The following is a 26,055-nucleotide window of genomic DNA, read 5'->3' as shown; positions in this document are numbered from 1 at the left end:
CCGTCAGTGCGGCTGGCGTAGTCCCGCGACGAGGAGCGCGACCAGTCGGCGTGCGTCGTAGCGGGGGTCGGTGTCGGCGCCGACGCAGAGGTTTCCGATGCCGCGCATGAACTGGTAGGCGTCGAGGTCGGAGCGGATCTCGCCGGACTCGGCGGCGGCTTCGAGCAGTTGGGCGCACACCGGCAGGAGGCGGTCGAGGAAGTAGGTGTGCAGCGGCCCGAAGCAGGTGCTGTCCCCCTGCATCGCGGTGGCCAGGCCGTGCTTGGTGACCAGGAAGTCGACGAAGAGATCGACCCACCGCACCAGGGCGGCATGGGGCGTCGGGCCGGCCGCCAGCAGGGCCGGGCCGGCTTCGGCGCAGGCGTCGACCTGGTGGCGGTAGACGGCGATGACGAGGTCCGCCCGGGTGGGGAAGTGGCGGTAGATCGTGCCCGTCCCGACGCCGGCCTTGGCCGCGATGTCCCGTACCGGCGCGTCCACGCCGGAGCTGACGAAGACCTCGGCGGCCGCGTCCAGCAGGGCCTGTTGGTTGCGCCGGGCGTCCTTGCGCTTGGACCGGGCTGAGCTTCCGGCGCTCTGGCCGCTGTCGTTCACCGTGACGTCCTTCCGTGCGGTTGTAAAGCGGAACCGTGTTCCGTATCGTGAGTGGCGTAATCGGAACGGCGTTCCGTTTCATTCATGATGACAGACCTGACCGGAAGGCACACCCATGCCCGGCACTCCCCTGCCCGACTCGACCATGGTGATCTCCGCTAAGCCGGTGGTGCTGTCCGCCCCGGGCCGCGGTGAGGACCTCCAGCTCCGCGTGTCCGCCCCCGCCACCGGCGGCGACCTGCCCGTGGTCGTCTTCTCGCACGGCTTCGGCTGGTCGATGAACGGCTACGCCCCGCTGGCCGACTTCTGGGCCGCTCAGGGCTTCCTGGTCCTCCAGCCCACCCACCTGGACTCCAGGACGCTGGGCCTGCCCGCCGACGACCCCCGAACCCCGCGGATCTGGCGCTTCCGTATAGAGGACCTCAAGCGCGTGCTGGACGGACTCGACGTTCTGGAAGCCTCCGTGCCGGGCCTCGCCGGGCGCGTCGACCGCGACCGCGTCGCCGTGGCCGGCCACTCCTGGGGAGCCCAGACGGCGAGCACGCTCCTGGGCGCGCGCGTCCTCGACTCCGACGGTGTTCCCGGCGAGGACATGTCCGACCCCCGGGTGAAGGCGGGTGTGCTGCTCGCCATGGCCGGCCTGGGCGACGACCTGACCCCGTTCGCCGTCGAGCACCTCCCCTTCATGAGGCCGTCCTTCGACACCATGACCACGCCGGCGCTCATCGTCGCCGGGGACCGCGACGACTCCGCGCTGTCCACGCGCGGACCTGACTGGTTCACCGACCCCTACACCCACAGCCCGGGACACAAGAGCCTCCTCACGCTGTTCGGGGCGGAGCACTCGCTCGGGGGCATCCCCGGCTACGAGGTGGCGGAGACGACCGACGAGAGCCCCGCACGCGTCGCCCTGCTCCAGCACCTCACCACCGCCTACCTGCGCGGCGCCCTCCACCCCGGGGACACCAGTTGGAAGGCGGCGGTCATCGCGCTGGAGGAGGACCCCGACCCGTTGGGGAAGATCGAGAGCAAGTAGAAGCTCCGGAACAAGTGGGCGAAGGCGACGGCCCCGGGGATCAGGGGGCCGCCGCCTTCGGTTCTCGGGGTGGTGAGCGCTGGGCTCAGTACCAGTGGTTCGTCTGCCAGAAGTCCCAGGCGCCGCAGGCGCTGCCGTAGCGGTCCTCCATGTAGTCGAGGCCCCACTCGATCTGGGTGGCCGCGTTGGTCTTCCAGTCGGATCCGGCCGAGGCCATCTTGGAGCCCGGCAGGGCCTGGACCAGGCCGTAGGCGCCGCTGGAGGAGTTCGTCGCGTTCACGTCCCAGTCGCTCTCCTGCTCGACGATCCTGGAGAAGCACTCGTACTGCGCGTCGTCGCCGATGATCTTCTTCGCGGCCGCCTGCGCCGAGGAGCCTTCCGCCGGGGCGGCCTGGGCGGGCCCGGCGGCGATCAGGGTGCCGCAGGCTGCCGCGGCCAGGGCGGCGCCGGCGAGAGCCTTCCTCGGGGTGGCGATGCGGCGGAGGGTGGATGCGGCGGGCACAGGCGACCTTTCGTGGGGAGCGGGGCGGTCGTCCAGAGAAGCAGGCGCGCCAGATGCCCGCAATGAACCCTTTTACTAGGCGGGGCCGCATCTGCGGGGAGGCTCGGTCCCCTGACCGGGGCTCGGCGCTACGGCCCCGCTTCGTACGTGACGTGGGTCATGTGGGGGGCTTCACGTCCGGGGCGCGTCGAACGTGACCGGCGTCTCGAAGGCCGCCCGGCGAGTGGCGCGGCGCAGCGCCCGGAGGACCGCGGGGCCGAGCGTGAGTGTCAGGACGACCGTGACGACGGCCCGGCCCAGGTCCCAGCCCAGCGAGGTGGCCAGGCAGTACGCGAGGAAACGGGCCAGGTTGCCGGCGACCGCCGCGTGCGGGTCGAAGGCGACGTTGGAGGCGAGGGCGCTCATGAAGGGCCAGCCGGCCAGGTTCATGACCGTGCCGTAGGCGAAGGCGGCGAGGAAGCCGTAGGCCGCGAGCAGCACGAGCTCCGCACGGCCGCGCAGCCGGTCCGGGCCCGGCAGCAGGCCCGCGCCCATCGCGAACCAGCCCATCGCCAGCATCTGGAACGGCAGCCACGGGCCCACCCCGCCCGTGAGCAGCGCGGACGCGAACATCGTCACCGAGCCGAGGACGAACCCGAACCCCGGGCCGAGGACCCGCCCGCTCAGCACCATCAGGAAGAACATCGGCTCGATCCCGGCGGTACCGGCGCCGATCGGCCGCAGGGCCGCACCCGTGGCGGCCAGCACACCGAGCATCGCGACCGCCTTCGGGCCGAGACCGGTCTCCGAGATCGCCGCGGCCACCACCGCCACGAGCAGCACCAGCAGGCCCGCGAAGAGCCAGGGCGCGTCCTGCGCGTGGGCGCTGAGCCGCGAGGCGGGCGGGGTCAGGAACGGCCAGCCGAAGGCGACGACGCCCACGGCGCTGACGAGGGCCAGCGCGGCGAGCGAGCGGGGGCCGAGGCGGACGGCCCGGGCCTGGCGCTGGGCGTTCACGCGTCGGTCCCGGGCTGGAGGGCCGCGCGGACCTGGGAGACCGTGAGCCAGTGCTGCGGGGCAAGGATCTTGGTGACCTGCGGGGCGAAGGAGGGCGAGGAGACCACGACGTCCGCCGTCGGGCCGTCGGCGATCACCTCGCCGTCCGCGAGCAGCACCACCCGGTGGGCGATCTCGGCGGCCAGCTCCACGTCGTGCGTGGCCAGCACGATGGCGTGCCCCTCGGCGGCGAGGGTTCGGAGCACCGCGACCAGGCGGGCCTTCGCCGCGTAGTCCAGGCCGCGGGTCGGCTCGTCCAGCAGGAGCAGCGGGGGCCGGGCGGTCAGTACGACGGCCAGGGCGAGGGCGAGCCGCTGGCCCTCCGAGAGGTCCCGGGGGTGGGTGTCGTCGGTGACGCCGGGGAGCAGTCCGGTGACCAGGGCACGGCAGGTGCCGGGTTCCGCGCCCGCGTCCTGGTCGGCCGCGGCGCACTCGGCGGCGACGGTGTCGGCGTAGAGCAGGTCGCGGGGTTCCTGCGGGACGAGACCGACTTTGCGGACGAGAACCTTCGGTGGTGTGCGGTGGGGGACTGCGTCTCCGACCCGGACAGATCCGCCGCTGGGGGCGACCAGGCCGACCAGGGAGTTGAGCAGGGTGGACTTTCCTGCGCCGTTGCGGCCCATGAGGGCGATGGTCTCGCCGGGGGTGATGGTGAGGTCGATGCCGCGGAGGGCTTGGATGCGGGCTCGGGTGACCGAGAGGGAGCGGAGTGCGCCTACTGGGGTGGGGGGCTCGGAGCGTTTGCGGGTGCGGGTTGTTCGTGGTTGATCGCGCCCACGCGGCGGTAGCCGCACATCGATTACAGCCCCGCGCCCCTTGGGGGCGTTGTCGAGCTCTTGGCGTAGAGGCGCTGCCCGTCGCCGCGCGTCACGGACCGTCAGCGGCAGGGGGTTCCAACCCGCCAGCCGGCCCAAGGCCACCACCGGCGGGTACACCGGGGAGACGGCCATCACCTCTGCCGGAGGGCCCAGCACGGGGGCGGCGCCCGGGCCCGGCAGCAGGACGACCTGGTCGGCGTACTGGATGACGCGTTCCAGGCGGTGTTCGGCCATGAGGACCGTCGTGCCGAGGTCGTGCACGAGCCGCTGGAGGACCGCCAGGACCTCCTCGGCGGCGGCCGGGTCGAGCGCGGAGGTCGGCTCATCCAGGACGAGGACGCTCGGGTGCGGGGTGAGGACCGAGCCGATCGCGACGCGCTGCTGCTGGCCGCCGGAGAGCGTGGCGATCGGACGGTGGCGCAGGCCGGCCAGGCCGAGCAGGTCGAGCGTCTCCTCGACGCGGCGCCGCATCACGTCCGGGGCGAGGCCCAGCGACTCCATGCCGTAGGCGAGTTCGTCCTCGACGGTGTCGGTGACGAAGTGGGAGAGGGGGTCCTGGCCCACCGTGCCGACGACGTCGGCGAGTTCGCGCGGCTTGTGGGTGCGGGTGTCGCGGCCGGCGACCGTGACCCTACCGCGCAGGGTGCCGCCGGTGAAGTGCGGGACGAGCCCGCTGACCGCGCCCAGGACGGTGGACTTGCCGACACCGGACGGGCCGGCGAGGAGGACCAGTTCGCCCTCCGGGACCTCGAAGTCGATGCCCTGGACGGTGGGTTCACCGGCATCGTCGTACGTCACGGACACATCCTCGAAGCGGATCACGACGGCTCCTTGGGGTCGGGGGCGACGAACGCGGGCAGCAGGCCCAGGAGGATCGCCGCCGCGGGCCAGAGGGGGAGCGTGGGGGCCACGAGCGGCACCACGCCGGGGTGCAGGGCCGCGGGGTCCCGGACGGCGGCGAGCGTGAGGAACGCGGCGACCGCCATGCCGGAGGCGACGACCAGCCAGGCGCGCACGTCCCAGCGGTCGGGGCGGTACCGGGTGCGCAGCGACCGCCGCCCGCCGAGCCGGAGGCCCGCGAGGGCGGCGGCGAGGCCGGTGAGGAGTACGGGGATGCCGTAGGTGGCGCCTTCGGCGGTGAGCAGACCGTACGTTCCGGCGCACACGCCGAGCAGCCCGCCGAGGGTGAGGGCGGCGGTGGTGCGGCGGACCGCGGCGGGGACCTGGGCGGTACGGCCGTAGCCGCGGGCGTCCATCGCGGCGGCGAGCGACACCGAGCGCTCCAGCGCGCCCTCCAGGACCGGCAGGCCCACGTGCAGCAGGCCCCGGACGCCCTTGTCGGGGCGGCCGCGCAGGCGGCGGGCGGCGCGCAGGCGCTGGACGTCGGCGATGAGGCTGGGCGCGAAGGTCAGGGCCACGACGACCGCGACGCCCATCTCGTACAGGGCGCCCGGGAGGGACTTCAGCAGGCGGGAGGGGCTCGCGAGGGCGTTCGCGGCGCCGACGCAGATGAGCAGGGTGGCCAGCTTCAGGCCGTCGTACAGGGCGAAGGTGAGGGCCTCGGCGGTGACCTCGCCGCCGAGGCGGATGCCCTGGGCCCAGGCGGGGAGGCCGACTTCGGGGAGGGTGAGGAGGGTGTGCGTGCCGGGGATGGGGGAGCCGAGGATCATGGCGAAGAGAAGGCGGATGAGCAGGACGGCGAGGGCGAGTTTGACGAAGGCGCCGTAGGAGCGGGACCAGGGGGTGTCGGGGCGGCGGGTGGCCACGACGTAGGCGGAGACCGTGATGAGGAGGGTGAGGAGGAGGGGGTTGGTGGTGCGGGTGGCCGCGGTGCCCAGGGCTAGTGCCCAGAGCCACCAGGCGCCGGGGTGGAGGGGTGCTGGATGTCGGTGCTGGGGGCGGGGCGGTTGCGCTGCCCGGCGCTGCGGGGTGCCGCCCTCTTTGGGACGGGCGCCGCCCCGGCGGCACGATTGCCCGCAGCCAAGCCGGCTAAGACCGCCCACGCCGCCGTACCTGCCAGATCGCTGCCCCGCCCAGGACCGCCACCACGGCGATTCCCGCCACCAGGCCGAGGGACGGGCCGTCGTCCGAGGTGTCCCTCTTCTGCGCGGACGGCTTCTGCTTGCCGGCCACTTGCTCCCCGCAACCCTTCTCCGGATAGCCAGAGATGGCACACAGCAGGGCGTTCGTGTCGTAGCGCAACGGCTTGGCCACCGTCGCGAGGGCCTCTGCCGTCGTCGCGTCGCGGGACACCTGTGCGCAGGCCGTTCGAGGCGCGGGTGGCTTTTCGCCGGACGGCGCGTCCGTCGCCGTGCCGAAGTCGAGGAGCAGGGCCACGCGCTTCCTGCCGTCCTGCGCTGGCGTCTTCGCGCAGATCGTCTCGAAGTCGGCCTGGCCGCGCGGCCGGGCCGCATCCGTGGAGTCCTCGCTCACCGCGAAGCGGAAGCCCTGGACGTCGCCGTCCGAGGGGCGGGTCATGGACGGGCCCTGGGTGGCGTAGACCCAGTGGTCGCCGTCGCGGTCCCAGAACGACCAGTACCGGTACCCGGCGGCCTGGGCCTGGCCCGCTCCCGCGCACAGCAGGAGCGAGGCCAGGAGAAGGAGAACGGCCCGGCGGATCACGGCTGCTGCCTGTTCCTGCGGCCGCTGAAGAGGAAGCCGATGCCGACACCGGCGACGAGGCAGACACCGACGTACCACCAGACGCCGAAGGGGCCCGAGTCCGAGTCGCTCTTCTCTTCAGCGGCCCGGGTCTTCTCGGCGGTCCGCGGGGCCGGGCCCGTCGCGTTCAGCTGCTTCACCAGGTCGGTGCCGCCGAAGTCGCGCGGGTTCGTGCCCGTCGCGTGGGCGGCGAAGATCAGCTGGGCGTAGGCGGCGGGACCGTTCTGGCCGGCCCAGGTCGAGGCGTTCTTCTCCAGCCAGCTCAGGGACTTCTTGGCCTGCCCGGTGTCGCCCCGTGCGGCGAGTGCGACGACCGCGTCGGCGGTGTTGCCGTAGTCGGGCTGGGGATCCGCGCCGGGGAGGGCCGAGGTGAGGTGGCCGTCCTTGGCGAGAGCCTGGGTGAGGTAGGCGGCCCCGTTGGCCGCCGCCTGCTCCGGCGTCTTCTCGTCCTCGCAGGCCTCGCCCTTCGTCGCCCCGGTCCCCTCCGACTTCTCGCCGGGCTTCACCACCATGCCCTGGCCCAGTGCGCCCAGCACGCCCGCTGCCGTGGCGTCGGCATTGGCGGCCAGTTCGCCCTTCTTGTCCGGCTGGAACGCGAAGGCGCCCGCGTCGTCGCCGTCACAGCCGAGCGCCAGCTTCAGCAGCGCGTCGTAGGGCGACTTGCCGCCCTTCTCGACCTGTTCCGGCTTCTCGCCGGCGGCGGTCAGCGCGCCGATGACGACGGACGTGGAGTTGGTGTCGCTGGCGCCACCGGGCGCGTAGCCCCAGCCGCCGTCCTCGTTCTGGACGGACTTCAGCCAGGCGACGGCCTTGCCGGTGACGGCGTCGTGCCCGCCGAGGGCGGTGAGGGCCTGGACGGCGGCGGCCGTCTGGTTCGTGTCGACCATCGTCTTGGCGTCGCACGCGGCGGTGGGATCGGCGCGGTACGGCGCGAAGGAACCGTCCGCGCACTGCTGGCGCACCAGCCACTCCACGGACTTCGCCGCGGGCGTCACACCCACCGTCTTCTGCGCGAGCAGGGCGAGCGACTGGCGCCAGACGCCGTCGAACTTCGGGTCCTTGCCGCCGTACAGGGCGGAGGGGAACGCCTGGGACGGAGAAGGGGACGGGTCGGCGGCGGCCGGTGTGGCGGCGCCGACCACGGCGACGGCGGCCAGGACCGCGGCGCTGCGGCGGACGTTCATGATCGGCGGGTGCCTCTCCCTGTGGGGGAGCCGGGCAGCACGGGGCACCCCCGGCGGCTCGGCTCCGTATACCTCGACGGTGCCGTGCACCGGCGGGCTGCCGGGCACGTGAGCCGGTCACGATCCGCACGGGGCGATCCGGCTCACCGCCCTGCGGGCGGTACACGGTTGCGGGTCAGCGCCGGAATTGCACCGGCTTCCCCCCGTACGGGTGTGATGGCGACCTGCCTACTGTACCCGCACGTCCAAAACGGGCTGAGGGTGCCGGGTGGGGGCGGATAGCTTCGCCCCATGGCGACGACACCACCCGGGAGGCTGCTCGGCTCGGGCCGCCGCGCCGACGTGTACGAGATCGACGAGGCGTGGGTGCTGCGGCGTGAGCGGGAGGGCGGGGGAGACGCGGCGGGGGAGGGCGCGCTCCCTGCCGGGGGTCGTTCGGTTGCAGTACTGACGTGGTGATGAGCTGCACCACGGTGATGAACCTGACCATGCTCCAGGCCTGCCTGGCGGGCACGCTGGACGCGACGGAGACGGGCTCGGTCCTCGCCCGGCGCTTGACCGAACCCGGCGGCTGGCGTCCTCGGCTCTACACCTGGAGAACGTGACCTCACTCCTATGCCTCCAACGCGGGGGAAGTGACCGGGCCTGGACTACGCGGCTTCCGCCCTGACTGCCACTCACGGAGGCCCTGCGCCGCCGGTCCGTCAACCCGACGATGAGCCGGGCGGAAGTGGAACTGCTGGGCGTGGCTGAGGAGTTGATCCTGTCTCAGGGGCCGATGCGCCGGCACTCAAGCTAACGTGGGCCTCCACGACCACACGCAGGAGCGTCCATGACTGATCAGGTGCGGAACTCCGGGCAGGAGCCGCTCCCCAAGATCGACACCTCCGTGCCGCACTCGGCCCGGATCTGGAACTACTGGCTGGGCGGGAAGGACAACTACGAAGTCGACCGTGTGGCCGGTGACGCGTTCCGGGAGATCTTCCCGGGTATCGAGACCGGAGCCCGCGCCGCCCGCTACTTCCTCGCCCGCGCCGTCCGCCACCTCGCCGCCGAGGAGGGCATCCGCCAGTTCCTGGACATCGGCACCGGGCTGCCCAACGTGGACAACACCCACCAGATCGCCCAGCGGGTGGCGCCGGAGAGCCGGATCGTCTACGTCGACAACGACCCGCTGGTGCTGGCCCACGCCCGCGCGCTGCTCACCAGCACCGAGGAAGGCGTCACCAACTACGTCGACGCCGACCTGCGCGAGCCGGGCACGATCATCCGGGAAGCCGGGAAGACGCTGGACTTCGACCAGCCCGTCGCGCTCATGCTGATGGGCATCCTGGGCCACATCGAGGACCACGACGAGGCGCGCGAGATCGTGTCGCAGCTGGTGGACGCCCTGCCTTCCGGCAGCTACCTCGTGCAGTACGACAGCACCGACACCAGCGAGGACTACGTCGCGGCCATCCAGCAGTACAACGACGGCGGCTCGATCCCCTACATCCTCCGCAGCCCCGAGCAGATCGCCCGCTACTTCGACGGTCTTGAGCTGCTGGAGCCGGGTGTGACGTCCTGCTCGCGCTGGCGCCCCGACGCCGCGGCCCTGGATCTCCCCGCGGAGGTGCACCAGTACGGCGGTGTCGCCCTCAAGCGCTGAACCGCCCGGCGGCTCAGGTCTCCTGAAGGATGCGGTGAAGGATGGTCGGAGTCTCGTCCGGTGACTCGGCTTCGACCACCAGCCGGTTCATCGCGTCCCAGTAGCACTCGATCTCGGCAGGTCGGTCGGGATAGAGCGCGGTGGTGAGCTGTTCGAGGCAGACGACGTCGGGCAACTCGCCGCCGGGCAGGCGCAGAATCGTGACCGGGCCGCCCTCCGCCGCGTGGCCGCCACTGCTGAACGTCAGGATCTGGACCGTGACCTGCGGAAGCCCGCAGATCTCGACGAGATGCCTGAGCTGCGCGCGCTGGACGTCGGGGCCGCCCACCGGGCGGCGCAGCGCCGCCTCGTCGATCACGGCCCACAACCGGGTCGCCGGCCGCCGGTGCAGGATCCGCTGGCGGGTCATGCGCAGCGCGACCCGGCGCTCCAATTCCTCCGCGCCGGCGTCCGGGTGCGCGAGCCGGATGGAGGCCCGTGCGTAGTCGGCGGTCTGGAGCAGTACGGGAACGCGCTGGACCTGGAAGCAGCGGATGACGCTCGCCGCCTGTTCCGCGCCCAGGTAGGTCTGCATCCAGGTGGGCACCACGTCGCTGTAGTACTGCCACCAGGCGGGGGTGTTGGCCTGCTCGGCCAGCGCCAGCAGGGTCGCGCGCTCGGCCTCGTCCGTGACGCCGTAGAGCGTGAGCAGATCGGCGACGTCGCGCAGCTTGAACCCGTGACGGCCGGTCTCCATCCTGCTGATCTTGGACGCGGAGGCCCGGATGACATGACCCGCGTCCGCACGGCCCATGCCCCGCTCCTCCCGCAGCCCGCGCAGCCGTGCGCCCAGCGCCAGCCGCGGCACCATGGGCCCGGCCGATCCGCTGTCCAGGGCTCCGCCGCCGGGCGTCGTACGAGCGGCCTCTTCGGTGCCCATGGGCATGTCTCCTTGCGGGGGGCGCAACTCCGCGATGCCTGTGAGCGCCGCGGCATATGCATCCTAGGGCCCCGCCCTGACGCCATCCGGCTTATGGCAGAGGCGGGTTCGCCCGTGGGGTGGCTCCACCGAAGGGCAGGTGCAGCGTCCGGGAGGCGAGCAGCCAGGCGACGCCGGCCCTGTGGAACGTGTCCTCGTAATGCCCGACCTGGACCGGCGGCCCGGCCGGGACCACACCGCCGTCGTAGCCGTCGACGCGGTACGTCGTGAAGTACGAGATCGCCTCGGCTGCGTCCGGGGACACCACCGTGACCAGGATGTTGGACATCATGCGGCGGGACAGCCGGTCGGCGGGGCGGCAGCCGAAGTAGGCACGCAGGGCGTCACGGCCCTTGACCAGCCGTCCGTCCTCCGGCCACTGCCAGACGCCGTCCTCGGTGAACAGCTCGGCTACGGAAGAGGGTTCGCCCAGGTCGAGCCGGTGGACGAAGTCGATGATCAGGCGCTCGCAGGCGCGTTCGGCGAGGAGGCGTTCCATGGGGTCCATGGTCGTTTCGTAGCACCCCGGCGGCCTGTCCTCCGCCGGGTTTGCCACCTCATGGCACCGCCACGTACGTCACGGGATCGCTTGCCGGCACCGCCTCCGCCCGGCCCAGCTTGACCAGGCGGCGCAGGTGGGCCTCGGCCTCCGAGACCGCGATGTTCCGGGAGCCGTACGGGATCTGCTCCCAGGGGCGGTTCCACTCCATGCGTTCGGCGACCTGCCAGGGCGTGAGCGGCTCGGCGAGGAGGGTCAGCAGGGCGGTGAGGCGGGCCTCGTGGTGGGTGAGCAGCTCCCCTACGCGGGCGGCGGCGTCCGGGAACGGGTGCTGGTGGGCCGGGAGCACCTCGGCGGGGGCGAGGCGGCCCACGCGTTCGAGGGAGTCGAGGTAGTCGCCCAGGGGGTCGGTGACCGTGGTGTCGTCGGGGTCCTCGTAGAGGCCGATGTGCGGGGTGATCTCGGGCAGCAGGTGGTCGCCCGAGAACAGGCGGCCGCGGCCGGGGAGTTGCGCGGGGTGGGTCTCCTCCAGGTGGAGGCAGACGTGGCCCGGGGTGTGCCCCGGGGTCCAGATCGCGCGCAGGCGGCGGCCGGGGAGGTCGAGGAGTTCGCCGGGGACGATGTCGCGGTCGGGCAGGGCGGGGAAGAGGCCGGGCAGGGCGCGGGGCCGGGCCGCGCGCAGCGGGGCGATGTGCTCCTCCGGGGCGCCGGCGGCGGCGAGCTTGGCCGTCATGTACGAGAACCAGCGCTCGGGGCGTGCCCCCCGGGTCCGCCGTACGACCGCGGTGTCCGCCGCGTGCATCGCGATCCACGCGCCCGAGGCCTCCCGGACCCGGCCGGACAGGCCGTGGTGGTCGGGGTGGTGGTGGGTGACGACCACGCCGTGGATCCCGTCGACCGAGGTGCCGCAGGCGGTGAGGCCGGTCGCGAGGGTGTCCCAGGACGCCGGGTCGTCCCAGCCGGTGTCGATCAGTACCGGGCCCCGGTCGGTGTCGACGACGTACACCAGCGTGTGGCCGAGGGGGTTGTCCGGGATGGGGACCCGCAGGGACCGGACACCTCCGCCGTGGTCGTACACCGCCGGTGCGGGCTCGCGGTCCTGGCTGCTCTCCATGTGCCCTCCGTTCCACGGCCATTGCCCACTATAACGAGAACTGGTATCAGTTTCTGAAACACCGTCAGATGTGAAGGCAGTCGGCCATGACCGAGCTCGTGGAACACGGACAGCTGTTCGTCGGCGGGGAGTTGACCGACCCCCTGGGTACGGACGTCATCGAGGTGATCTCGCCGCACACGGAAGAGGTCATCGGGCGCGTCCCGCACGCCTCGACGGCGGATGTGGACCGGGCCGTGGGAGTGGCCCGGCGGGCCTTCGACGAGGGCCCCTGGCCGCGCATGAGCCTCGACGAGCGGATCGAGGTCGTGAGCAGGATCAAGGACGGGATCGCCGCCCGGCACGACGAGATCGCCCGCGTGATCTCCGGCCAGAACGGCTCGCCGTACTCCTGGAGCGTCCTCGCCCAGGCCCTCGGCGCCGTCATGGTCTGGGACTCGGCGATCACCGTCGCGCGGAACTTCACCTACGAGGAGCGGCGCGACGGCGTGCTCGGCCGCATCCTCGTCCGGCGCGAGCCCGTCGGGGTGGTCGCGGCCGTCGTCCCCTGGAACGTCCCGCAGTTCGTCGCCGCCGCCAAGCTGGCCCCCGCGCTGCTCACCGGCTGCACGGCCGTGCTCAAGCCCTCGCCCGAGTCACCGCTGGACGCGTACCTGCTCGGCGAGATCGCGCGGGAGGCCGGGCTGCCGGAGGGCGTGCTGTCGATCCTGCCCGCGGACCGGGAGGTGAGCGAGTACCTGGTCGGGCACCCCGGCATCGACAAGGTGTCCTTCACGGGGTCGGTCGCGGCCGGCAAGCGCGTGATGGAGGTGGCGGCCCGCAACCTCACCCGCGTGACGCTCGAACTGGGCGGCAAGTCGGCGGCCGTCGTCCTGCCCGACGCGGACGTCGAGACGGCCGTCGCGGGCATCGCACCCGCGGCCTGGATGAACAACGGGCAGGCCTGCGTCGCCCAGACCCGCATCCTCCTCCCGCGCTCCCGCTACGACGAGTTCGCCGACGCGCTGGCCGCCGCGGCGGGCGCGATGACGGTCGGCGACCCGCTGGACCCCGCCACCCAGGTGGGCCCGCTGGTGGCGAGGCGGCAGCAGCGGCGCAACCTCGACTACATCCGCATCGGGCAGGAGGAGGGCGCCAAGATCCTCACCGGCGGCGGACGCCCGGCCGGCCTCGACCGCGGCTGGTACGTCGAGCCGACCCTCTTCGGCGACGTCGACAACTCCATGCGCATCGCCCGCGAGGAGATCTTCGGCCCGGTGATCTGCCTGCTGCCCTACGACGACGAGTCCGACGCCGTGAAGATCGCCAACGACTCCGACTACGGGCTGAGCGGCAGCGTGTGGACGGCGGACGTCGAGCACGGCATCGAGATCGCGCGCCAGGTCCGTACCGGCACGTACTCGGTCAACACCTTCAGCCTGGACATGCTGGGCCCCTTCGGCGGCTACAAGAGCTCGGGTCTGGGGCGGGAGTTCGGGCCCGAGGGGTACGGCGAGTACCTGGAGCACAAGATGATCCACCTCCCGGCGGACGCGTAGCGATGGGTGACCGCTGGCACGTCGAGGTCGACCGCTCCCTGTGCATCGGCTCCGCCCAGTGCCTCCACCACGCGCCGGACGGCTTCCGCCTGGACTCCGCCCGGCAGTCCCATCCGGTCGACCCGGACACGGACGCGAACGAGCGGGTGCTGGAGGCGGCGGAGAGCTGTCCGGTGGAGGCGATCACGATCACGCTGGGGGACAGCGGGGAGCCGGTGTTCCCGCCGGAGGAGTAATGCCCGAAAAATCATGTTTTCGGGGGTTCCATTCCTGGCTGGTGGTTCTACCCTGGAAGCAGGCCTACGGGACGAGTGAGGGAGTCCGACCGGAGTAGCCGACTCTGGCAGGAAGCCTCGGCTTCCGCCGGTGCCGACTGCGACGGTAGGGCTGAGAGGCCGGAAGGTCGAAGGACCGAGAGGTCCGGCGACCGGAAGGCGACCCCCAGAACCTGATCCGGACCATGCCGGCGAAGGGAACCCGTCTCGTAGGTCATTCGTGTGCGTCCGGCGCCGTCAGGTCGATCAGGCGGCACACCGTCTCGATGTCGATCTTGACCTGGGCGATGGAGGCACGGCCCGACAGCCAGGTGATGAGCGCCGAGTGCCAGGTGTGCTCGATGACCCGGACCGCCGACAGCTGCTCCACGGTGGGGTGTTCCAGCCCCATCGCGTCCAGGATGATCGCCGTCGTCTGCCGCGAGACCTGGTCGACCTCCGGGCTCACGCTGCGGTCGGCGAAAGTGAGGGCGCGGACCATCGCGTCGGCCAGATGCGGCTCGCGCTGGAGGGCGCGGAAGGCCCGCATCAGCGTCTCCGCGACCCGCTCGGCCGCCGACTCGCCCTGCGGGGGCTTCTTGCGCAGCGTGCCGTGCATGTGCTCCAGCTGGTCCTGCATCGTGGCGACCAGCAGATGGATCTTGGAGGGGAAGTAGCGGTACAGGGTGCCGAGCGCCACCTGTGAGGACTCCGCGACCTCGCGCATCTGCACGGCGTCGAAACCGCCCCGGCTGGCCAGCTGCGCGCTCGCGTGCAGGATGCGGCGACGGCGGGCCTCCTGTCGCTCCGTCAGGGGCGGGGAGGCGGGGGCTGTGACTCTGGCGTCCACCTTGGCCACCTTGTTCACCTTGGCGCTCACCTTGGCTTCCGCGGGCATGGGCCGGTCCCGTTCCGTGACCGTCCGTGAGGACGAATGATCAGACAGCATGGCACGGCACCGGCCGTGGCGTGAATCACCTGATCCACTGGTCACAGCGCCCTTACCTGCCGGTAGATTCAGAGCCTCCGAACGATCAAGTCTGAAACTTGTTCTAGATTAGCGTCCCGGCGTAATCTCGCGGGACAGAGCAGGGAGAAGGGGGCCGAGAGTGACCGCTGAGGCCAGGGAGGCCGGGGCTCCGGAGGACCCCGCTGCCGACGGCTTGCGACCGCTCAACATCGCGCTCCTCACCTATAAAGGGAACCCGTTCTGCGGCGGCCAGGGCGTCTACGTCCGGCACCTCTCGCGCGAACTGGCCCGCCTCGGCCACCGGGTCGAGGTCATCGGCGCACAGCCCTATCCCGTGCTCGACGAGGGCTACGACGGGCTGAGCCTCACCGAACTGCCCAGTCTCGACCTCTACCGCCAGCCGGATCCCTTCCGCACGCCGAAGCGTGACGAGTACCGCGACTGGATCGACGCGCTCGAAGTCGCGACCATGTGGACCGGCGGCTTCCCCGAACCGCTGACGTTCTCGCTGCGCGCCCGCCGCCATCTGCGCGCCCGCCGCGGCGAGTTCGACGTCGTCCACGACAACCAGACGCTCGGGTACGGGCTGCTGGGAGACGTGGGCGCGCCCCTGGTGACCACCATCCACCACCCCATCACCGTCGACCGGCAGTTGGAGCTGGACGTGGCGGAGGGCTGGCAGCGGCGCTTCTCCGTGCGGCGCTGGTACGGCTTCACGCGCATGCAGAAACGCGTCGCGCGGCGGCTGCCGTCCGTGCTCACCGTCTCCGGCACCTCGCAGCAGGAGATCGTCGACCACCTCGGCGTCCGCCAGGACCGCATCCACGTGGTCCACATCGGTGCCGACACCGACCTGTTCTCGCCGGACCCGTCGGTGCCCGTCGTGCCCGGGCGGATCGTGACGACGTCCAGTGCCGACGTGCCGCTGAAGGGCCTCGTCCACCTCGTCGAGGCGCTCGCCAAGGTCCGCACCGAGCACCCCGCCGCCCACCTCGTCGTCGTCGGCAAGCGTCCGGCCGAGGGGCCCGTCGCCCAGGCGATGGAACGGTACGGCCTCGACGGCGCCGTCGAGTTCGTCAAGGGCATCTCCGACGCGGAACTCGTCGACCTCGTGCGCTCCGCCCAGGTCGCGTGCGTACCGTCGCTCTACGAGGGCTTCTCGCTGCCCGCCGCCGAGGCCATGGCGACCGGGACGCCCCTGCTCGCCACGACCGGCGGGGCGATCCCCGAGGTCGCCGGCCGGGACGGGGAGACCTGCCTGGCGGTGCCGCCGGGCGACTCGGACGCACTGGCGGCCGGGCTGGGCCGGCTCCTGGGCGACGCGGAGTTGCGCGCGCGGCTCGGCGCGGCCGGGCGGGAACGAGTGCTGCGGCACTTCACGTGGGCCAGGGCCGCGGAGGGCACGGTGGCGCGGTACCGCGAGGCGATCGCCAGGGCCCGGGCCGGCGAGACGGGCCGCTCGGCAGCGCCCGGCGACCGTTCCGTGGCGACGCCCCTGGCCTCCGGCGGTTCCGCGGTGGGCGGGGACCGCTCGGCGTCCGTGACTTCCGGTGGCTCCGCGGTGGGCGGGGACCGCTCGGCGACCCCGGCTCCCGCAGGTGCTGTCTCCGCAGCCACCACAGATGTAGAAGGCGTCAACTCCGAAAGCAGGGCCACGTGCTGACCGTCGACTTCTCCCGGTTCCCGCTCGCCCCGGGCGACCGAGTCCTGGATCTCGGCTGCGGTGCCGGCCGGCACGCCTTCGAGTGCTACCGGCGCGGCGCGCAGGTCGTGGCCCTGGACCAGAACGCCGAGGAGATCCGCGAGGTCGCGAAGTGGTTCGCGGCGATGAAGGAGGCGGGCGAGGCCCCCGAGGGCGCCACCGCCACGGCCATGGAGGGCGACGCCCTCGCACTGCCCTTCCCCGACGAGTCCTTCGACGTCGTGATCATCTCCGAGGTGATGGAGCACATCCCGGACGACAAGGGCGTCCTCGCGGAGATGGTGCGCGTGCTGAAGCCCGGCGGACGCATAGCCGTCACCGTCCCGCGCTACGGCCCCGAGAAGGTCTGCTGGACCCTGTCCGACGCCTACCACGAGGTCGAGGGCGGCCACATCCGCATCTACAAGGCGGACGAGCTGCTGGAGAAGATCCGCGAGGCCGGCCTGGAGCCGTACGGCACCCACCACGCCCACGCGCTGCACTCCCCGTACTGGTGGCTGAAGTGCGCGTTCGGCGTCGACAACGACAAGGCGCTGCCCGTGCGGGCGTACCACAAGCTGCTCGTCTGGGACATCATGAAGAAACCGCTGGCCACCCGGGTCGCGGAGCAGGCGCTGAACCCACTGATCGGCAAGAGCTTCGTGGCGTACGCGACCAAGCCGCACCTGCCGCGGCTTTCCGGGACCGGGGCGGACGCCCAGTGACGACTCCCCGGACGGAACATCTGGTCCTGCCCGGGGTCCTCACCGCCGGGCAGGCCGCCGCGACCGTCGCCGGCATCCTCTCCGTGCAGCGCGAGGACGGCGCGATCCCCTGGTTCCGGGGACACCACCTCGACCCGTGGGACCATGTCGAGGCCGCGATGGCACTCGACGCGGCCGGTGAACACGAGGCGGCCGAACGGGCCTACCTGTGGCTGGCCCGGCATCAGAACGAGGACGGCTCCTGGTACGCGGCCTATGCGGACGGGGACTTCGCCGAGGTCACCGACCGGGGCCGGGAGACCAACTTCGTCGCCTACATAGCCGTCGGCGTCTGGCACCACTACCTCTCCACCGGCGACGACACGTTCCTGGAGCGGATGTGGCCGGCGGTGTACGCGGCGGTGGAGTTCGTGCTGCGCCTGCAGCAGCCGGGTGGGCAGATCGGCTGGCGGCGCGACGACGACGGCACGGACACGGCCGACGCCCTGCTCACGGGCAGCTCCTCCATCCACCACGCGCTGCGGTGCGCACTGGCGATCGCCGAGCAGCGGGAAGAGGCGCAGCCGGACTGGGAGTTGGCGGCGGGTGCGCTGCGGCACGCGATTCGCCGGCACCCGGAGCGGTTCCTCGACAAGAACCGTTACTCGATGGACTGGTACTACCCCGTGCTCGGCGGTGCCCTGACCGGTGCCGAGGCCAAGGCCCGCATCGAGGAGGACTGGGACCGCTTCGTCGTCCCGGGACTGGGGGTGCGCTGCGTGGTCCCCAACCCGTGGGTCACGGGTGGCGAGTCCGCCGAACTGGCGCTCGCGCTCTGGGCGATGGGGGAGTCGGACCGCGCGCTGGAGATCCTCCAGTCGATCCAGCACCTGCGCGATCCGGAGAGCGGCCTGTACTGGACGGGGTACGTCTTCGATGACGACGCGATCTGGCCGCAGGAGTTGACCACGTGGACTGCGGGGTCGCTGTTGCTGGCCGTGGCCGCGCTCGGGGGACACGAGGCCACGTGCCGGATCTTCGACGGCGAGGGCCTGCCACTGGGGCTGGAGTCGGACTGCTGCGCCTAGGAGCCCGGTCGAGCCCCGGCGTGATCAGTGTTCGTGGACGCCGGCACTGTCGTGGATGAACAGCTTCCGCGTGTCCGCAGAGCTGTAGCGCTCCTTGAACTCGAACTCATCGGCGGTACCGGCCACCGGGGCGTCCGGCGGCTCGAAGTACAGGACGTAGGTCTTCGCCGTGTCGGACTCGCTCTCCAGCTGAATCCACCCCAGGTAGCCCGGCGCGGGGAACGTACCGGTGGCCTTGACCGTGACCGCACTGGGCGAGCGCGTGACCGTGACCTGGGCCGTACCGAGCTCCAGGCGCTTGAGACCACCCTCTTTCCAGCGTCTGAAGAGGTCGATCCACTCCTGCGGCCAGGGCCCGCCGAGGGCGGTCGGCGGCATGGTTCCGCCCTCCAAGCGGTCGAGGATCTGCTCGGCGTGCTCGACGACGTCGTCGTACTCCCAGAGGTTCATCGGGTGGGGAATCATGTGATCGCGGTCTGTCGCACTGAACATGGGCCGGATGTGCAGCTCGTACACCGGGGTGCGCATCAGGAGTACACCTCCATGCGCACATCCTCGAGCTCGACTTCGTCGAGCGGCGGTACGGGGTGCGGGGGCAGGCCCGTCGGGCTGGGTGCGGGGATGAACTGGAGGGTGAACGCCAGGTCGGCGCCGTTCGTCTCCAGCGAGTTCAGTGTGGACGTCACGTCGAAGCGCGCCGTACGAGAGGCGGGGTGGTGGGCGACGGGCGGACCGTCGTGGTCGTGGTGCATGTGCGGGTGGGCGCGCCACAAGGTCACGTAGCCCACAGCGAACCGACGCGTGAACTCGCCGTCGGGATGGAACGGCACCTCGGAGGGGTGCAGGAATCCCCGCAGCATGTAGGTCCCGGTGTTCGGCACCTTGAGCTCGTCGAGTCGCACGACCAGTCGCTTCCCCTGGGTCTCGGGCACAGCGAACCTGAGTTGTACGACCTCCTTGTCGCGCAGCTCCGTCACGAGGTCGGCGCCCTCGTCGAGCGGTGTGAGCGGCTCGGTCGCCAGCAGGCTGAGCGGGAGCGGTAGCGGGGGTGGCACAGGCACGGCGAACGCCGCTTTGAGCCGGTCGGTGTACTCGTACTCGTAGTCGAGGTCCGCGGTGCTGGTGAAGTCGGAGACCTTGTTCTTGGGCTGTGAGGTGAAACCTCGCAGTACGTGGTCCGGTGAGGTCAGGGGTGGTGTTCCGTTGCGGTGCTGCCATTCCGCCCACATCAGGTCGATGAAGGAGTGGAAGCTGAAGTAGATCGCGTCCTCGGCCGCTCTCGAGGGGTTTGCCATTGCCCCACCGATGTAGTAGCCGTGCATCGTGTCGTGCGGACCGCTTTCGAGCCGTCCGGCGTCTCCGAAGGGATCGCCGTCGGGATAGCCGGCGAACTCCTTCTGGTTCGTTGTCTTCGTGACGATCTCGAGCGTGTCCGGCGGCAGCTCGGCGGCCGCGGAACTGCGCGGGGACTTCAGACCGGGCTTCTTGAACGCGAGGGGGAACTTCTCGGGAGTCTGCTCACTGATCCAGTCCCAGTACGGAACGGTGACGTTCTGCGTGCGCGGCGGGTCGGCCTCTTGGAGCAGTTTTTCGAAGTAGTGCAGATGGGCCCGGTGCCAGGGCAGGAAGAGGTCGCTGCCGTGCTCGCAGGGGCCCGCGGAGCCGTTGTGCAGAGACGCCTGGAACGCGTACCCGGTCGGATCTTCCTCGTTCAATTCCGAACGTTGTCGCAGAATGTCGAGGGCGTGGATGTAGTCGTCCAATTCCGCGTCGGTGAGCGCGTTGATGTCTTTGCGGGCCTTGGGCATCTCGCCTCCCGTGGGGTGCCCGGTTGCCGTGCACAGGTCGGCCTGGCTGCTCAGCCTTCACTTCAGCATCAGACGGGTGGAGGCGTGCGGCAAATCGGCAGGAACCTGAACGTACTCGGGCGGGTACACGGGAAATGTGGTCGCGCCGGCCGTTCGTCACGTGACTGAGCGGCCCAGGTAGGCGGCGAGACGGTCGAGTGGGCCGGCGTCATCGGGGACCGGCTGGGGCGGAGCGAAGGAACCGGCGGCGGTACGGGGCAGATCGCCGTAGATCTCGCGTACGACGGGGAGGGCTCTCTCAGCGACGTGCTGAACGGTGTCGTAGGGGTGCCCGATGGCCTGGGCCAGGTCCCAGCCGTGGACCAGCATCTCGATCACCAACTGCTCGACGAGCCGTCGCCCGGGAGCGGGCCCGTAGCGCCGCTCGAGCATGCCCGGGCGCCTGAAGGCCGACCGTGCGGCTTGGGATGCGGTACGGAATGCCGCGACGTGGTCATCCCCGAGATGGTCGGCGGTGAAGTCGGAACGGGGAGTTCCGTTGGCCAGGCCGGCCCACAGCAGGTTCTCCCAGACCAGGTGGTTGAGGAGGGTGTGGACGTCCCAGCCGGCGCAGGCCGTTGGGCGGTCGAAGTGGCCCGGTTCCACCGCGGAGACGAGCCCGCCGACGGCGTCCAGGACTTCGTCACAGGCGTGCAGCACGCCGGTCGGTTCCCACACGTCCTGCCCACCGTCGTACAACTCGGCGAGTTGCGCGGCTCGTGCACCGGGTTCAGGATGCGCCCGCAGTGCCGTCGTCAGCCATCGGCCGGCTGCCGCCATGCTGGGCCGCACGGGCCAGCCGTTGATGACGCACAGCAGCTGCCAGTACCGCTCCACGTGCGTGTCGGAGGCGACTTCGAGCTGCTCGAGGAGCAGACCTCTGGCCTGCGCGTTGTCGACGAGCTCCCTTCCGTCGGGAGCAGCCTGCGTGGGGATCCAGGTCGCCACGATGGCGGTGACGACGGGATCGGCTGCCGGCGAGTCCGGGGCGATTCCTTGCGCCGTCGCTGTCTCCACTCGCCGCAGCCAGTCGTCTGTCGCCTGCTCTGCGTCCCGCAACGCGCTGTCGTCGTGCTCGCCCGGGTGGTGTTCGGCGGCGTAGCGGGCCATGCGGCGCACACTGGCGCGCAGAGCCGGATTCTTGACGAGTTCCCCCAGTTCGAGCCAGGCGTCTACCTGCTCGTCGGTGGGATCGGCGGGCAGGTCAGGGGTGGCCGCCAGCAGGCCTCGTCGGTAGGTGGGTACGTCCAGTTCTCCCAGGGTGTCGGTGACGAAGTCCTGGATGATGGCACGGCGTTCGGCGGCGGACATGCGCGCCAGCTCGGTCATGGTGGTGAGCCCCTCGGCAGTGGTGTCGCGGCGGGTGACGGAGCGCAGCACGGCCTGCTGCGTTCGCAGGGTGCGGATCTGCTTCTCCAGCGCGTCGATGTGCGTCGAGGCCACCTCTGAAAGGGTGCTTTCGCGCTCCAGTACGTCCCGGATCGTCGCCAGCCCCAGGCCCAGCCCTCGCAGGGTCTGCGCCAGCTGCAGCCGGGCCAGTGCCTCGGTGCCGTACAGCCGGTAGCCGGCCGGAGTCCGATCGGCCGGGTGAACGACCCCGGCGTCCGACCAGTGCCGGATCAGCTTCACCGACAGCCCGGTCTTCCGGGCGACTTCCCCGATACTCCAGAGCGTGTTGTCACCGACGTGCATGCGCTCCACTCTTGGGTCTCCCATGGAGGGAGAGTCAACAGGCACCCGGCTTCCGCCGGCCTTGGCCGGGATTGCCCGCTTCGCCCTGCGGAGCATCCGCATCCACATCAGCCCGACCGGCGCCCTCGGTCCGGGCCTGGAGCGGCCCGGACACCGGCCCGCCGTCACGCGGGCGATGGACGCTACAACTCCCAGGGCATCAGTGCCGATGTGCGCGATTGGCGATCGCGTGGCCCACGAACAGGTAGACCACCGCTGCCAGGCCGTAGCCGGCGACCACTCGGGCCCATGCCTCGTCGAACGTGAAGAGGTCGTGGGACCAACCCGCCAGCCAGCGGGCCGCGTCATGGATGAACTGGACGAAGTCGTTCGCCCGGTTCGCGTCCAGCAGGTACATCAGAATCCACAGGCCCAGGATGAGGGCCATGATGTCGGCGACGACCGCGATGATCGTGCCGGCCTGATTCGCACCGTTGCGATATCGAGGGGACATGCCAACCGGATAGCCCGTGAAACCCAGTTCAAACCCGGCCCGGTGCGCCGCACCCCACCGGGCCTTCGCCGTGCGCTTCTTCCTACGTTCAACCGACGTTCCCGGCAGGGCCGTTCGGGGTACACCCGCATCACCGACGATCCTGGCCCGGCACACGGGGAGAACGCAGGTGTCACGGGGGGGGGAGAACGCAGGTGCCCGCGAACAGACCCGCCACCGAAGAGCCGCGGTTAACCGTCACCAGACCCCCGCGCCGACGCCTGCGCAGAGCGCTGGCGTCGGCGCTGCCCGTCCCGGTCATCGGGCTGGTGCTGCTCGTGACCTCCGGAAACCTGCTGCTGCCGCTGCGGCAGGTGGTCACCATAGAGGCCAAGATGGCCTCGAAGAGGGACTTCTTCCAGGACCCCGTGGTCGAGCGGCTGCTCATGAAGCACGGCTTCCGCGTGCACATCACCAACATGGGCTCGCGTGAGATCGCCAAGCAGGACTACGAGGGATACGACGTCGTCTTCCCCTCCGGCCAGCCGGCCGCCGACCTGATCAGCCGGGAGCGCGCCCGGGCGAACCGTCCGGTGCTGCTGTACCGCCCGTTCGTCAGCCCGATCGTGCTGGCCACCTACCGGGACTACGCCGAGGTGCTCACGGCGGAAGGCGTCGCGAAGCGCCAGCCGGGCTCGGGCGGCCGGCCCATGTACTACACCCTCGACATGCGGAAGTTCATCGATCTCGCGCACGGCAAGAGGAAGGGCGTCCAGCGCGACCCGCAGGACGGGTACCGCTGGGACGAGATCGACGACGACGACCACGTCCGCAACGGCAACAAGATCCTTGCCCAGACCTCGGACATCTGCGAGTCCAACTCCGCCGGCACCTACCTCGGACTCGTGGCCTTCGTCGAGCACGGGAACGACGCGCCGGACAACGAGGCCGAGGCCGAGCGACTCGCCCGGAAGATCAAGCCGCTCCTCATCGAACAGGGCCTGCCGTCCTCCGAACGGGCCGAAACGTATCTGTCCCCCGACGGGCCGAGCATCGCCCCGATCTCGGTGATCTACGAGCACCAGTTCCTCGCCCACCAGATCGGGCACCGGGCCGAGAAGGGCGCGACCGACGACGAGCGCGTCCTGCTCTACCCGTCCACGCGCTTCGTCACCGAACCCCAGCTCGTCGCGCTGACCGGCGACGGCGCCCGGCTCGGAGAACTGGTCAGCAAGGACCCCGAACTCCAGCACCGCGCCATGGAGTTGGGTTTCCGGGCCCGCAACGCCACCAGCGGCGCGACCAGCGACGAGCTCACCCGGTTCCTCACCGAGCGCCAGATCCCGGTGCCCACCACCTCCTCCGACGACACCCGGGCGGTCCTGCCCAGCCTTCCCCTGCTGGAGAAGATGATCGAGATCGTCGGAGACTGCCCGGACCGGACGGGCAGCCGGTGAGGCGCGGCGCGGGCCTGCTGGCGCTCTGCCTGGCGCTCGTGGCCACCGTCCTCACCGCCTGCTCGGGCGACGGCGGCCAGGACACCGTCCGGCTACGCGTGCTGGCCGGTCCCGATCTCGCCGTACTGGCGCCGCTGCTGGGCGAGTTGAAGGACGAGACCGGCGTCGACCTGCGTCTGGACCACCGGGCCGACGCCGAGACGAAGACCCCCGACCGCGACAGGTACGACCTCGCGTGGCTGTCGTCCGACCGCTATCTGCGTCTCACCGACAAGAGCGCCGTACGGGAGTGGCAGCGCACGCCCACCATGACCTCGCCCGTCGTCATCGGCCTGAAGCCCGACGTGGCACGGAAGCTGCGCGCCCAGGTGCCCGGCTCCCGGCTCACCTGGGCGGACATCGCGGACGCCGCCGCCACGGGCACCGTCCGCTTCGGCATGGCCGACCCCCGGCACGCCGGCAGCGGTCTCGCCGCCCTCGTCGGCGTCGCCACCGCCGCGGCCGGCACCGGAGCCGCTCTGCGCCCCGAGGACGTCTCCTGCGACCGGCTGCGCGGCTTCCGCTCCGGCCAGACCCTCACCGCCGGCACCGGCCCCGCCCTCGTCGACTCCTACGTCGATCACCAGGACGAGGCCAACGCCCTCATCACCTACGAGTCCGATCTGCTCGCCCTGAACGCCACCGACCGCCTGGACGACCGCCTGGAGATCGTCCGCCCCGACGACGGCATGGTCCTGGCGGACTTCCCGCTGCTCCTGCTGAACCCGGCCCACCGGACCGCCTACGACAAGGTCACGCAGTGGCTGCGGCGCGACTCGGTGCAGCGGCAGATCATGCGGCACACGCTGCGCCGCCCCGTGAACACGGCGGTCACCCGGGACCCGCGGCTGCGCGAACCGGTCGGCAACGCCCTCTTCTACCCCGACCGGCCCGCCGTCGTCGAAACCCTGTTGGCGGACTACGGTGACTCCGACCGCCGCACCACCAGCCAGGTGGTCTTCCTGCTCGACTTCTCCGGCTCGATGCGCGGCGCCCGGATGGCCGCCCTGCGGGAGGCCTTCGCGGGACTCAGCGGCGCGGACCTCTCCGCCTCCGGCAAGTTCACCCGCTTCTACCGGGGCGAGCGGCTGACCGTCGTCCGGTTCGGCGGCCGGGTGCTGGAGGAGAAGACCGTCACCGTCACCGGCCCGAGGGACCTGACCGCCCTCGCCGGCACCGTCGCCCGGGGCGGCTACGGCGACGCCACCGCCGTGTGGTCCGCCCTCGACCACGGCTACCGCACCGCCGCCCGGGAACTGGCCGCCGACCCCGACCGCTCCGTCTCACTCGTCCTGATGACGGACGGCGAGAACAACGCGGGCCTGTCCTATGCGGAGTTCGTACGCCGCCACAAGGCGCTGCCCGCCGCCGTGCGCGCCGACGTCCACACCTACCCCGTCCACTTCGGCGAGGCCGACGCAGGCGAACTGCGGCGCGCGGCGGCGAGGACGGGCGGACGGATGGTGGACGCCGCCCGCTCGTCCCTTTCCGAGGCTTTCAAGGAGATCCGTGGCTGTCACTGACGCACTGTGGTGGAGCCTTTGGTGGCCGTGGATGACGGTCTGGCTGGTGACGGCCGCCGGCGTGCTGGTGCTCGCGGTGGTCCTGGTCCGCCATGCCCGGGAGCGGCGCAGGCACCTGCGGCGCTGGCAGTCGGCGTACAGCATCTGCCTGTACCTGGACGAGCAGGCGGTGATGGACCTGTACGAGCTCGGCAACTACCGGTCCGCACTGGAGGAGGCCGTCGAGCTGCGGACGAAGGTCGACACGAGCGTCGGCTTCTGGAGCCGGGTGCTGACGTGGCTGTTCCGCTTCCGGCTCAAGCGGGACGTCAGCCAGGAGACGTTCCGCAAGTTCGTGCGCAAGGACAAACCGATCAACGTGATCGGCGTGGTCATGGAGGCCTTCGACCGGGCCGACGCCATCGTCCACGCCGACCTGACCACCCTGACCGTCGTCCCGAACCGGAACCTGGCCGACAACCTGGCCGACGGCCGTGCGGTGACCCTGAGCCGCATCGGCGAATTCGTCTCGGTCAAAGGCGTCTTCACCCGCGTGCCGGACGTGGCGGAGGGATTCGAGCTGCGGGCCGAGTACGGCGAGGAGCAGCCCCCGGTGTACATGCGCGTCGTGGCCCCCGGGAACGCGCGCCGCTCGATCCCGGCCGGCACGTTCACGGCCCGCTGCCTCGGCAAGATGACCGGCTGGCGCGAGGACACCCGCGAGGTGACGCTGGAGGCGATCGCGATCTTCTGGTGACCGCC

At 71.3% G+C, this 26,055-nt stretch carries 27 protein-coding genes; 12 read left to right on the top strand and 15 right to left on the bottom strand.

Translation table 11 applies throughout. From position 1 onward, the window contains the following. Positions 1-3 precede the first annotated feature (3 nt). The gene (locus tag ABFX81_RS12390) at positions 4-594 is read right to left on the bottom strand and encodes a TetR family transcriptional regulator (RefSeq protein ID WP_086843782.1); all 591 of its coding nucleotides are present in this window, start codon (positions 592-594) and stop codon (positions 4-6) included. A 115-nt stretch (positions 595-709) separates the two neighbouring features. On the opposite strand from ABFX81_RS12390, the gene ABFX81_RS12385 reads away from it, so the two are divergent. Next, a complete protein-coding gene (locus ABFX81_RS12385; protein ID WP_086843780.1) occupies positions 710-1,630 on the top strand; it encodes an alpha/beta fold hydrolase in 921 nt (306 codons plus the stop codon). Between the two features lie 85 nt (positions 1,631-1,715). On the opposite strand, the gene ABFX81_RS12380 is transcribed toward ABFX81_RS12385, so the two are convergent. The 6 genes from ABFX81_RS12380 to ABFX81_RS12355 form a co-directional block, all read right to left on the bottom strand. Beyond that, positions 1,716-2,132 (bottom strand): aggregation-promoting factor C-terminal-like domain-containing protein, encoded by a 417-nt coding sequence (locus ABFX81_RS12380; protein ID WP_086843778.1) that lies wholly within the window; start codon positions 2,130-2,132, stop codon positions 1,716-1,718. A gap of 171 nt (positions 2,133-2,303) precedes the next feature. Beyond that, the gene (locus ABFX81_RS12375) at positions 2,304-3,128 is read right to left on the bottom strand and encodes an ECF transporter S component (protein ID WP_086843776.1); all 825 of its coding nucleotides are present in this window, start codon (positions 3,126-3,128) and stop codon (positions 2,304-2,306) included. After that, the gene (locus tag ABFX81_RS12370) at positions 3,125-4,807 is read right to left on the bottom strand and encodes an ATP-binding cassette domain-containing protein (protein WP_086843774.1); all 1,683 of its coding nucleotides are present in this window, start codon (positions 4,805-4,807) and stop codon (positions 3,125-3,127) included. Before ABFX81_RS12370 ends, ABFX81_RS12375 begins: the two co-directional genes overlap by 4 nt. Then, a complete protein-coding gene (locus tag ABFX81_RS12365; protein WP_346138055.1) occupies positions 4,804-5,988 on the bottom strand; it encodes an energy-coupling factor transporter transmembrane component T in 1,185 nt (394 codons plus the stop codon). Before ABFX81_RS12365 ends, ABFX81_RS12370 begins: the two co-directional genes overlap by 4 nt. Next, entirely contained in the window at positions 5,975-6,607 is a 633-nt protein-coding gene (locus ABFX81_RS12360) for an SCO2322 family protein (protein ID WP_086855421.1), read from the bottom strand. Before ABFX81_RS12360 ends, ABFX81_RS12365 begins: the two co-directional genes overlap by 14 nt. After that, entirely contained in the window at positions 6,604-7,830 is a 1,227-nt protein-coding gene (locus ABFX81_RS12355; RefSeq protein WP_086855422.1) for an SCO2321 family membrane protein, read from the bottom strand. Before ABFX81_RS12355 ends, ABFX81_RS12360 begins: the two co-directional genes overlap by 4 nt. Before the next feature lie 291 nt (positions 7,831-8,121). Here ABFX81_RS12355 and ABFX81_RS12350 point away from each other — a divergent pair, with 291 nt between their 5' ends. From ABFX81_RS12350 to ABFX81_RS12335, 3 genes are all read left to right on the top strand, one after another. Then, positions 8,122-8,289, top strand: coding sequence for a hypothetical protein (locus ABFX81_RS12350; protein ID WP_428837163.1), 168 nt, complete (start codon positions 8,122-8,124; stop codon positions 8,287-8,289). Beyond that, positions 8,289-8,435, top strand: a complete 147-nt coding sequence (locus tag ABFX81_RS12345) for a hypothetical protein (RefSeq protein ID WP_346138053.1) — start codon at positions 8,289-8,291, stop codon at positions 8,433-8,435. The genes ABFX81_RS12350 and ABFX81_RS12345 overlap by 1 nt, the downstream gene beginning before the upstream one ends. Before the next feature lie 227 nt (positions 8,436-8,662). Further along, on the top strand, positions 8,663-9,478 hold the full coding sequence (locus tag ABFX81_RS12335; RefSeq protein WP_346138052.1) for an SAM-dependent methyltransferase: 816 nt from the start codon (positions 8,663-8,665) through the stop codon (positions 9,476-9,478). 13 nt (positions 9,479-9,491) lie between these two features. Here ABFX81_RS12335 and ABFX81_RS12330 read toward each other — a convergent pair whose 3' ends face one another. The 3 genes from ABFX81_RS12330 to ABFX81_RS12320 all read right to left on the bottom strand — a co-directional run bounded on the left by ABFX81_RS12330 (position 9,492) and on the right by ABFX81_RS12320 (position 12,049). Next, positions 9,492-10,397: a Scr1 family TA system antitoxin-like transcriptional regulator gene (locus tag ABFX81_RS12330; RefSeq protein WP_086847027.1), complete on the bottom strand. Its 906-nt coding sequence runs from the start codon at positions 10,395-10,397 to the stop codon at positions 9,492-9,494. Between the two features lie 91 nt (positions 10,398-10,488). Beyond that, positions 10,489-10,944 carry a nuclear transport factor 2 family protein gene (locus ABFX81_RS12325; protein ID WP_086847025.1) on the bottom strand — a complete coding sequence of 152 codons (456 nt, stop codon included), beginning with the start codon at positions 10,942-10,944 and terminating at the stop codon, positions 10,489-10,491. Positions 10,945-10,993: 49 nt separating this feature from the next. After that, the gene (locus tag ABFX81_RS12320; RefSeq protein WP_086847023.1) at positions 10,994-12,049 is read right to left on the bottom strand and encodes a Strvi_7410 family MBL fold metallo-hydrolase; all 1,056 of its coding nucleotides are present in this window, start codon (positions 12,047-12,049) and stop codon (positions 10,994-10,996) included. A gap of 86 nt (positions 12,050-12,135) precedes the next feature. Here ABFX81_RS12320 and ABFX81_RS12315 point away from each other — a divergent pair, with 86 nt between their 5' ends. Both ABFX81_RS12315 and ABFX81_RS12310 read left to right on the top strand, forming a co-directional pair. Further along, entirely contained in the window at positions 12,136-13,587 is a 1,452-nt protein-coding gene (locus ABFX81_RS12315; protein ID WP_086847021.1) for an aldehyde dehydrogenase family protein, read from the top strand. A 2-nt stretch (positions 13,588-13,589) separates the two neighbouring features. Beyond that, positions 13,590-13,823: a 4Fe-4S domain-containing protein gene (locus ABFX81_RS12310; protein ID WP_086847019.1), complete on the top strand. Its 234-nt coding sequence runs from the start codon at positions 13,590-13,592 to the stop codon at positions 13,821-13,823. 253 nt (positions 13,824-14,076) lie between these two features. Here the strand turns inward: ABFX81_RS12310 and ABFX81_RS12305 are convergent, their stop codons facing one another. Continuing rightward, positions 14,077-14,739: a TetR family transcriptional regulator gene (locus ABFX81_RS12305; protein WP_086847017.1), complete on the bottom strand. Its 663-nt coding sequence runs from the start codon at positions 14,737-14,739 to the stop codon at positions 14,077-14,079. A gap of 211 nt (positions 14,740-14,950) precedes the next feature. Here ABFX81_RS12305 and ABFX81_RS12300 point away from each other — a divergent pair, with 211 nt between their 5' ends. Genes ABFX81_RS12300 through ABFX81_RS12290 form a run of 3 tightly spaced genes read left to right on the top strand, consistent with a single transcriptional unit; the run spans position 14,951 to position 18,284 of the window. Continuing rightward, positions 14,951-16,474 carry a glycosyltransferase gene (locus tag ABFX81_RS12300; RefSeq protein WP_086847015.1) on the top strand — a complete coding sequence of 508 codons (1,524 nt, stop codon included), beginning with the start codon at positions 14,951-14,953 and terminating at the stop codon, positions 16,472-16,474. After that, positions 16,468-17,217 (top strand): class I SAM-dependent methyltransferase, encoded by a 750-nt coding sequence (locus tag ABFX81_RS12295; protein ID WP_020275921.1) that lies wholly within the window; start codon positions 16,468-16,470, stop codon positions 17,215-17,217. The genes ABFX81_RS12300 and ABFX81_RS12295 overlap by 7 nt, the downstream gene beginning before the upstream one ends. Further along, the gene (locus ABFX81_RS12290; protein ID WP_086847013.1) at positions 17,214-18,284 is read left to right on the top strand and encodes a prenyltransferase/squalene oxidase repeat-containing protein; all 1,071 of its coding nucleotides are present in this window, start codon (positions 17,214-17,216) and stop codon (positions 18,282-18,284) included. Before ABFX81_RS12295 ends, ABFX81_RS12290 begins: the two co-directional genes overlap by 4 nt. A 24-nt stretch (positions 18,285-18,308) precedes the next feature. Here the strand turns inward: ABFX81_RS12290 and ABFX81_RS12285 are convergent, their stop codons facing one another. From ABFX81_RS12285 to ABFX81_RS12270, 4 genes are all read right to left on the bottom strand, one after another. Next, positions 18,309-18,812, bottom strand: coding sequence for a hypothetical protein (locus tag ABFX81_RS12285; protein ID WP_086847010.1), 504 nt, complete (start codon positions 18,810-18,812; stop codon positions 18,309-18,311). Next, positions 18,812-20,092: a tyrosinase family protein gene (locus ABFX81_RS12280; RefSeq protein WP_346138051.1), complete on the bottom strand. Its 1,281-nt coding sequence runs from the start codon at positions 20,090-20,092 to the stop codon at positions 18,812-18,814. The genes ABFX81_RS12285 and ABFX81_RS12280 overlap by 1 nt, the downstream gene beginning before the upstream one ends. A 156-nt stretch (positions 20,093-20,248) precedes the next feature. Further along, positions 20,249-21,847, bottom strand: coding sequence for a TIGR03086 family metal-binding protein (locus ABFX81_RS12275; protein WP_086847009.1), 1,599 nt, complete (start codon positions 21,845-21,847; stop codon positions 20,249-20,251). Between the two features lie 175 nt (positions 21,848-22,022). Then, positions 22,023-22,316: a hypothetical protein gene (locus ABFX81_RS12270; protein ID WP_059416357.1), complete on the bottom strand. Its 294-nt coding sequence runs from the start codon at positions 22,314-22,316 to the stop codon at positions 22,023-22,025. 194 nt (positions 22,317-22,510) lie between these two features. Between ABFX81_RS12270 and ABFX81_RS12265 the strand changes: the two genes are divergently transcribed. The 3 genes from ABFX81_RS12265 to ABFX81_RS12255 are packed head-to-tail and all read left to right on the top strand — an operon-like array spanning position 22,511 to position 26,050. Then, positions 22,511-23,752, top strand: coding sequence for a hypothetical protein (locus ABFX81_RS12265; protein WP_346138050.1), 1,242 nt, complete (start codon positions 22,511-22,513; stop codon positions 23,750-23,752). Next, positions 23,749-25,314 carry a substrate-binding domain-containing protein gene (locus tag ABFX81_RS12260; protein WP_086855438.1) on the top strand — a complete coding sequence of 522 codons (1,566 nt, stop codon included), beginning with the start codon at positions 23,749-23,751 and terminating at the stop codon, positions 25,312-25,314. The genes ABFX81_RS12265 and ABFX81_RS12260 overlap by 4 nt, the downstream gene beginning before the upstream one ends. Then, complete coding sequence (locus ABFX81_RS12255; RefSeq protein ID WP_346138049.1) at positions 25,301-26,050, top strand: hypothetical protein; 750 nt, start codon at positions 25,301-25,303, stop codon at positions 26,048-26,050. The genes ABFX81_RS12260 and ABFX81_RS12255 overlap by 14 nt, the downstream gene beginning before the upstream one ends. Positions 26,051-26,055 lie beyond the last annotated feature (5 nt).

This window comes from Streptomyces coeruleofuscus (genome assembly GCF_039532725.1).
Lineage (GTDB): Bacteria > Actinomycetota > Actinomycetes > Streptomycetales > Streptomycetaceae > Streptomyces > Streptomyces coeruleofuscus.
The sequence above is the reverse complement of the archived record's forward strand: the minus strand, read 5'-3'. Positions and strand labels throughout refer to the sequence as shown.

Coding starts and splice junctions, on each gene's coding strand:
- ABFX81_RS12385 (WP_086843780.1), top strand. CDS start 710: ATGCCCGGCACTCCCCTGCCCGACTCGACCATGGTGATCTCCGCTAAG.
- ABFX81_RS12355 (WP_086855422.1), bottom strand. CDS start 7,830: ATGAACGTCCGCCGCAGCGCCGCGGTCCTGGCCGCCGTCGCCGTGGTC.
- ABFX81_RS12350 (WP_428837163.1), top strand. CDS start 8,122: ATGGCGACGACACCACCCGGGAGGCTGCTCGGCTCGGGCCGCCGCGCC.
- ABFX81_RS12345 (WP_346138053.1), top strand. CDS start 8,289: ATGAGCTGCACCACGGTGATGAACCTGACCATGCTCCAGGCCTGCCTG.
- ABFX81_RS12335 (WP_346138052.1), top strand. CDS start 8,663: ATGACTGATCAGGTGCGGAACTCCGGGCAGGAGCCGCTCCCCAAGATC.
- ABFX81_RS12330 (WP_086847027.1), bottom strand. CDS start 10,397: ATGGGCACCGAAGAGGCCGCTCGTACGACGCCCGGCGGCGGAGCCCTG.
- ABFX81_RS12325 (WP_086847025.1), bottom strand. CDS start 10,944: ATGGACCCCATGGAACGCCTCCTCGCCGAACGCGCCTGCGAGCGCCTG.
- ABFX81_RS12320 (WP_086847023.1), bottom strand. CDS start 12,049: ATGGAGAGCAGCCAGGACCGCGAGCCCGCACCGGCGGTGTACGACCAC.
- ABFX81_RS12315 (WP_086847021.1), top strand. CDS start 12,136: ATGACCGAGCTCGTGGAACACGGACAGCTGTTCGTCGGCGGGGAGTTG.
- ABFX81_RS12310 (WP_086847019.1), top strand. CDS start 13,590: ATGGGTGACCGCTGGCACGTCGAGGTCGACCGCTCCCTGTGCATCGGC.
- ABFX81_RS12305 (WP_086847017.1), bottom strand. CDS start 14,739: ATGCCCGCGGAAGCCAAGGTGAGCGCCAAGGTGAACAAGGTGGCCAAG.
- ABFX81_RS12285 (WP_086847010.1), bottom strand. CDS start 18,812: ATGCGCACCCCGGTGTACGAGCTGCACATCCGGCCCATGTTCAGTGCG.
- ABFX81_RS12280 (WP_346138051.1), bottom strand. CDS start 20,092: ATGCCCAAGGCCCGCAAAGACATCAACGCGCTCACCGACGCGGAATTG.
- ABFX81_RS12275 (WP_086847009.1), bottom strand. CDS start 21,847: ATGGGAGACCCAAGAGTGGAGCGCATGCACGTCGGTGACAACACGCTC.
- ABFX81_RS12270 (WP_059416357.1), bottom strand. CDS start 22,316: ATGTCCCCTCGATATCGCAACGGTGCGAATCAGGCCGGCACGATCATC.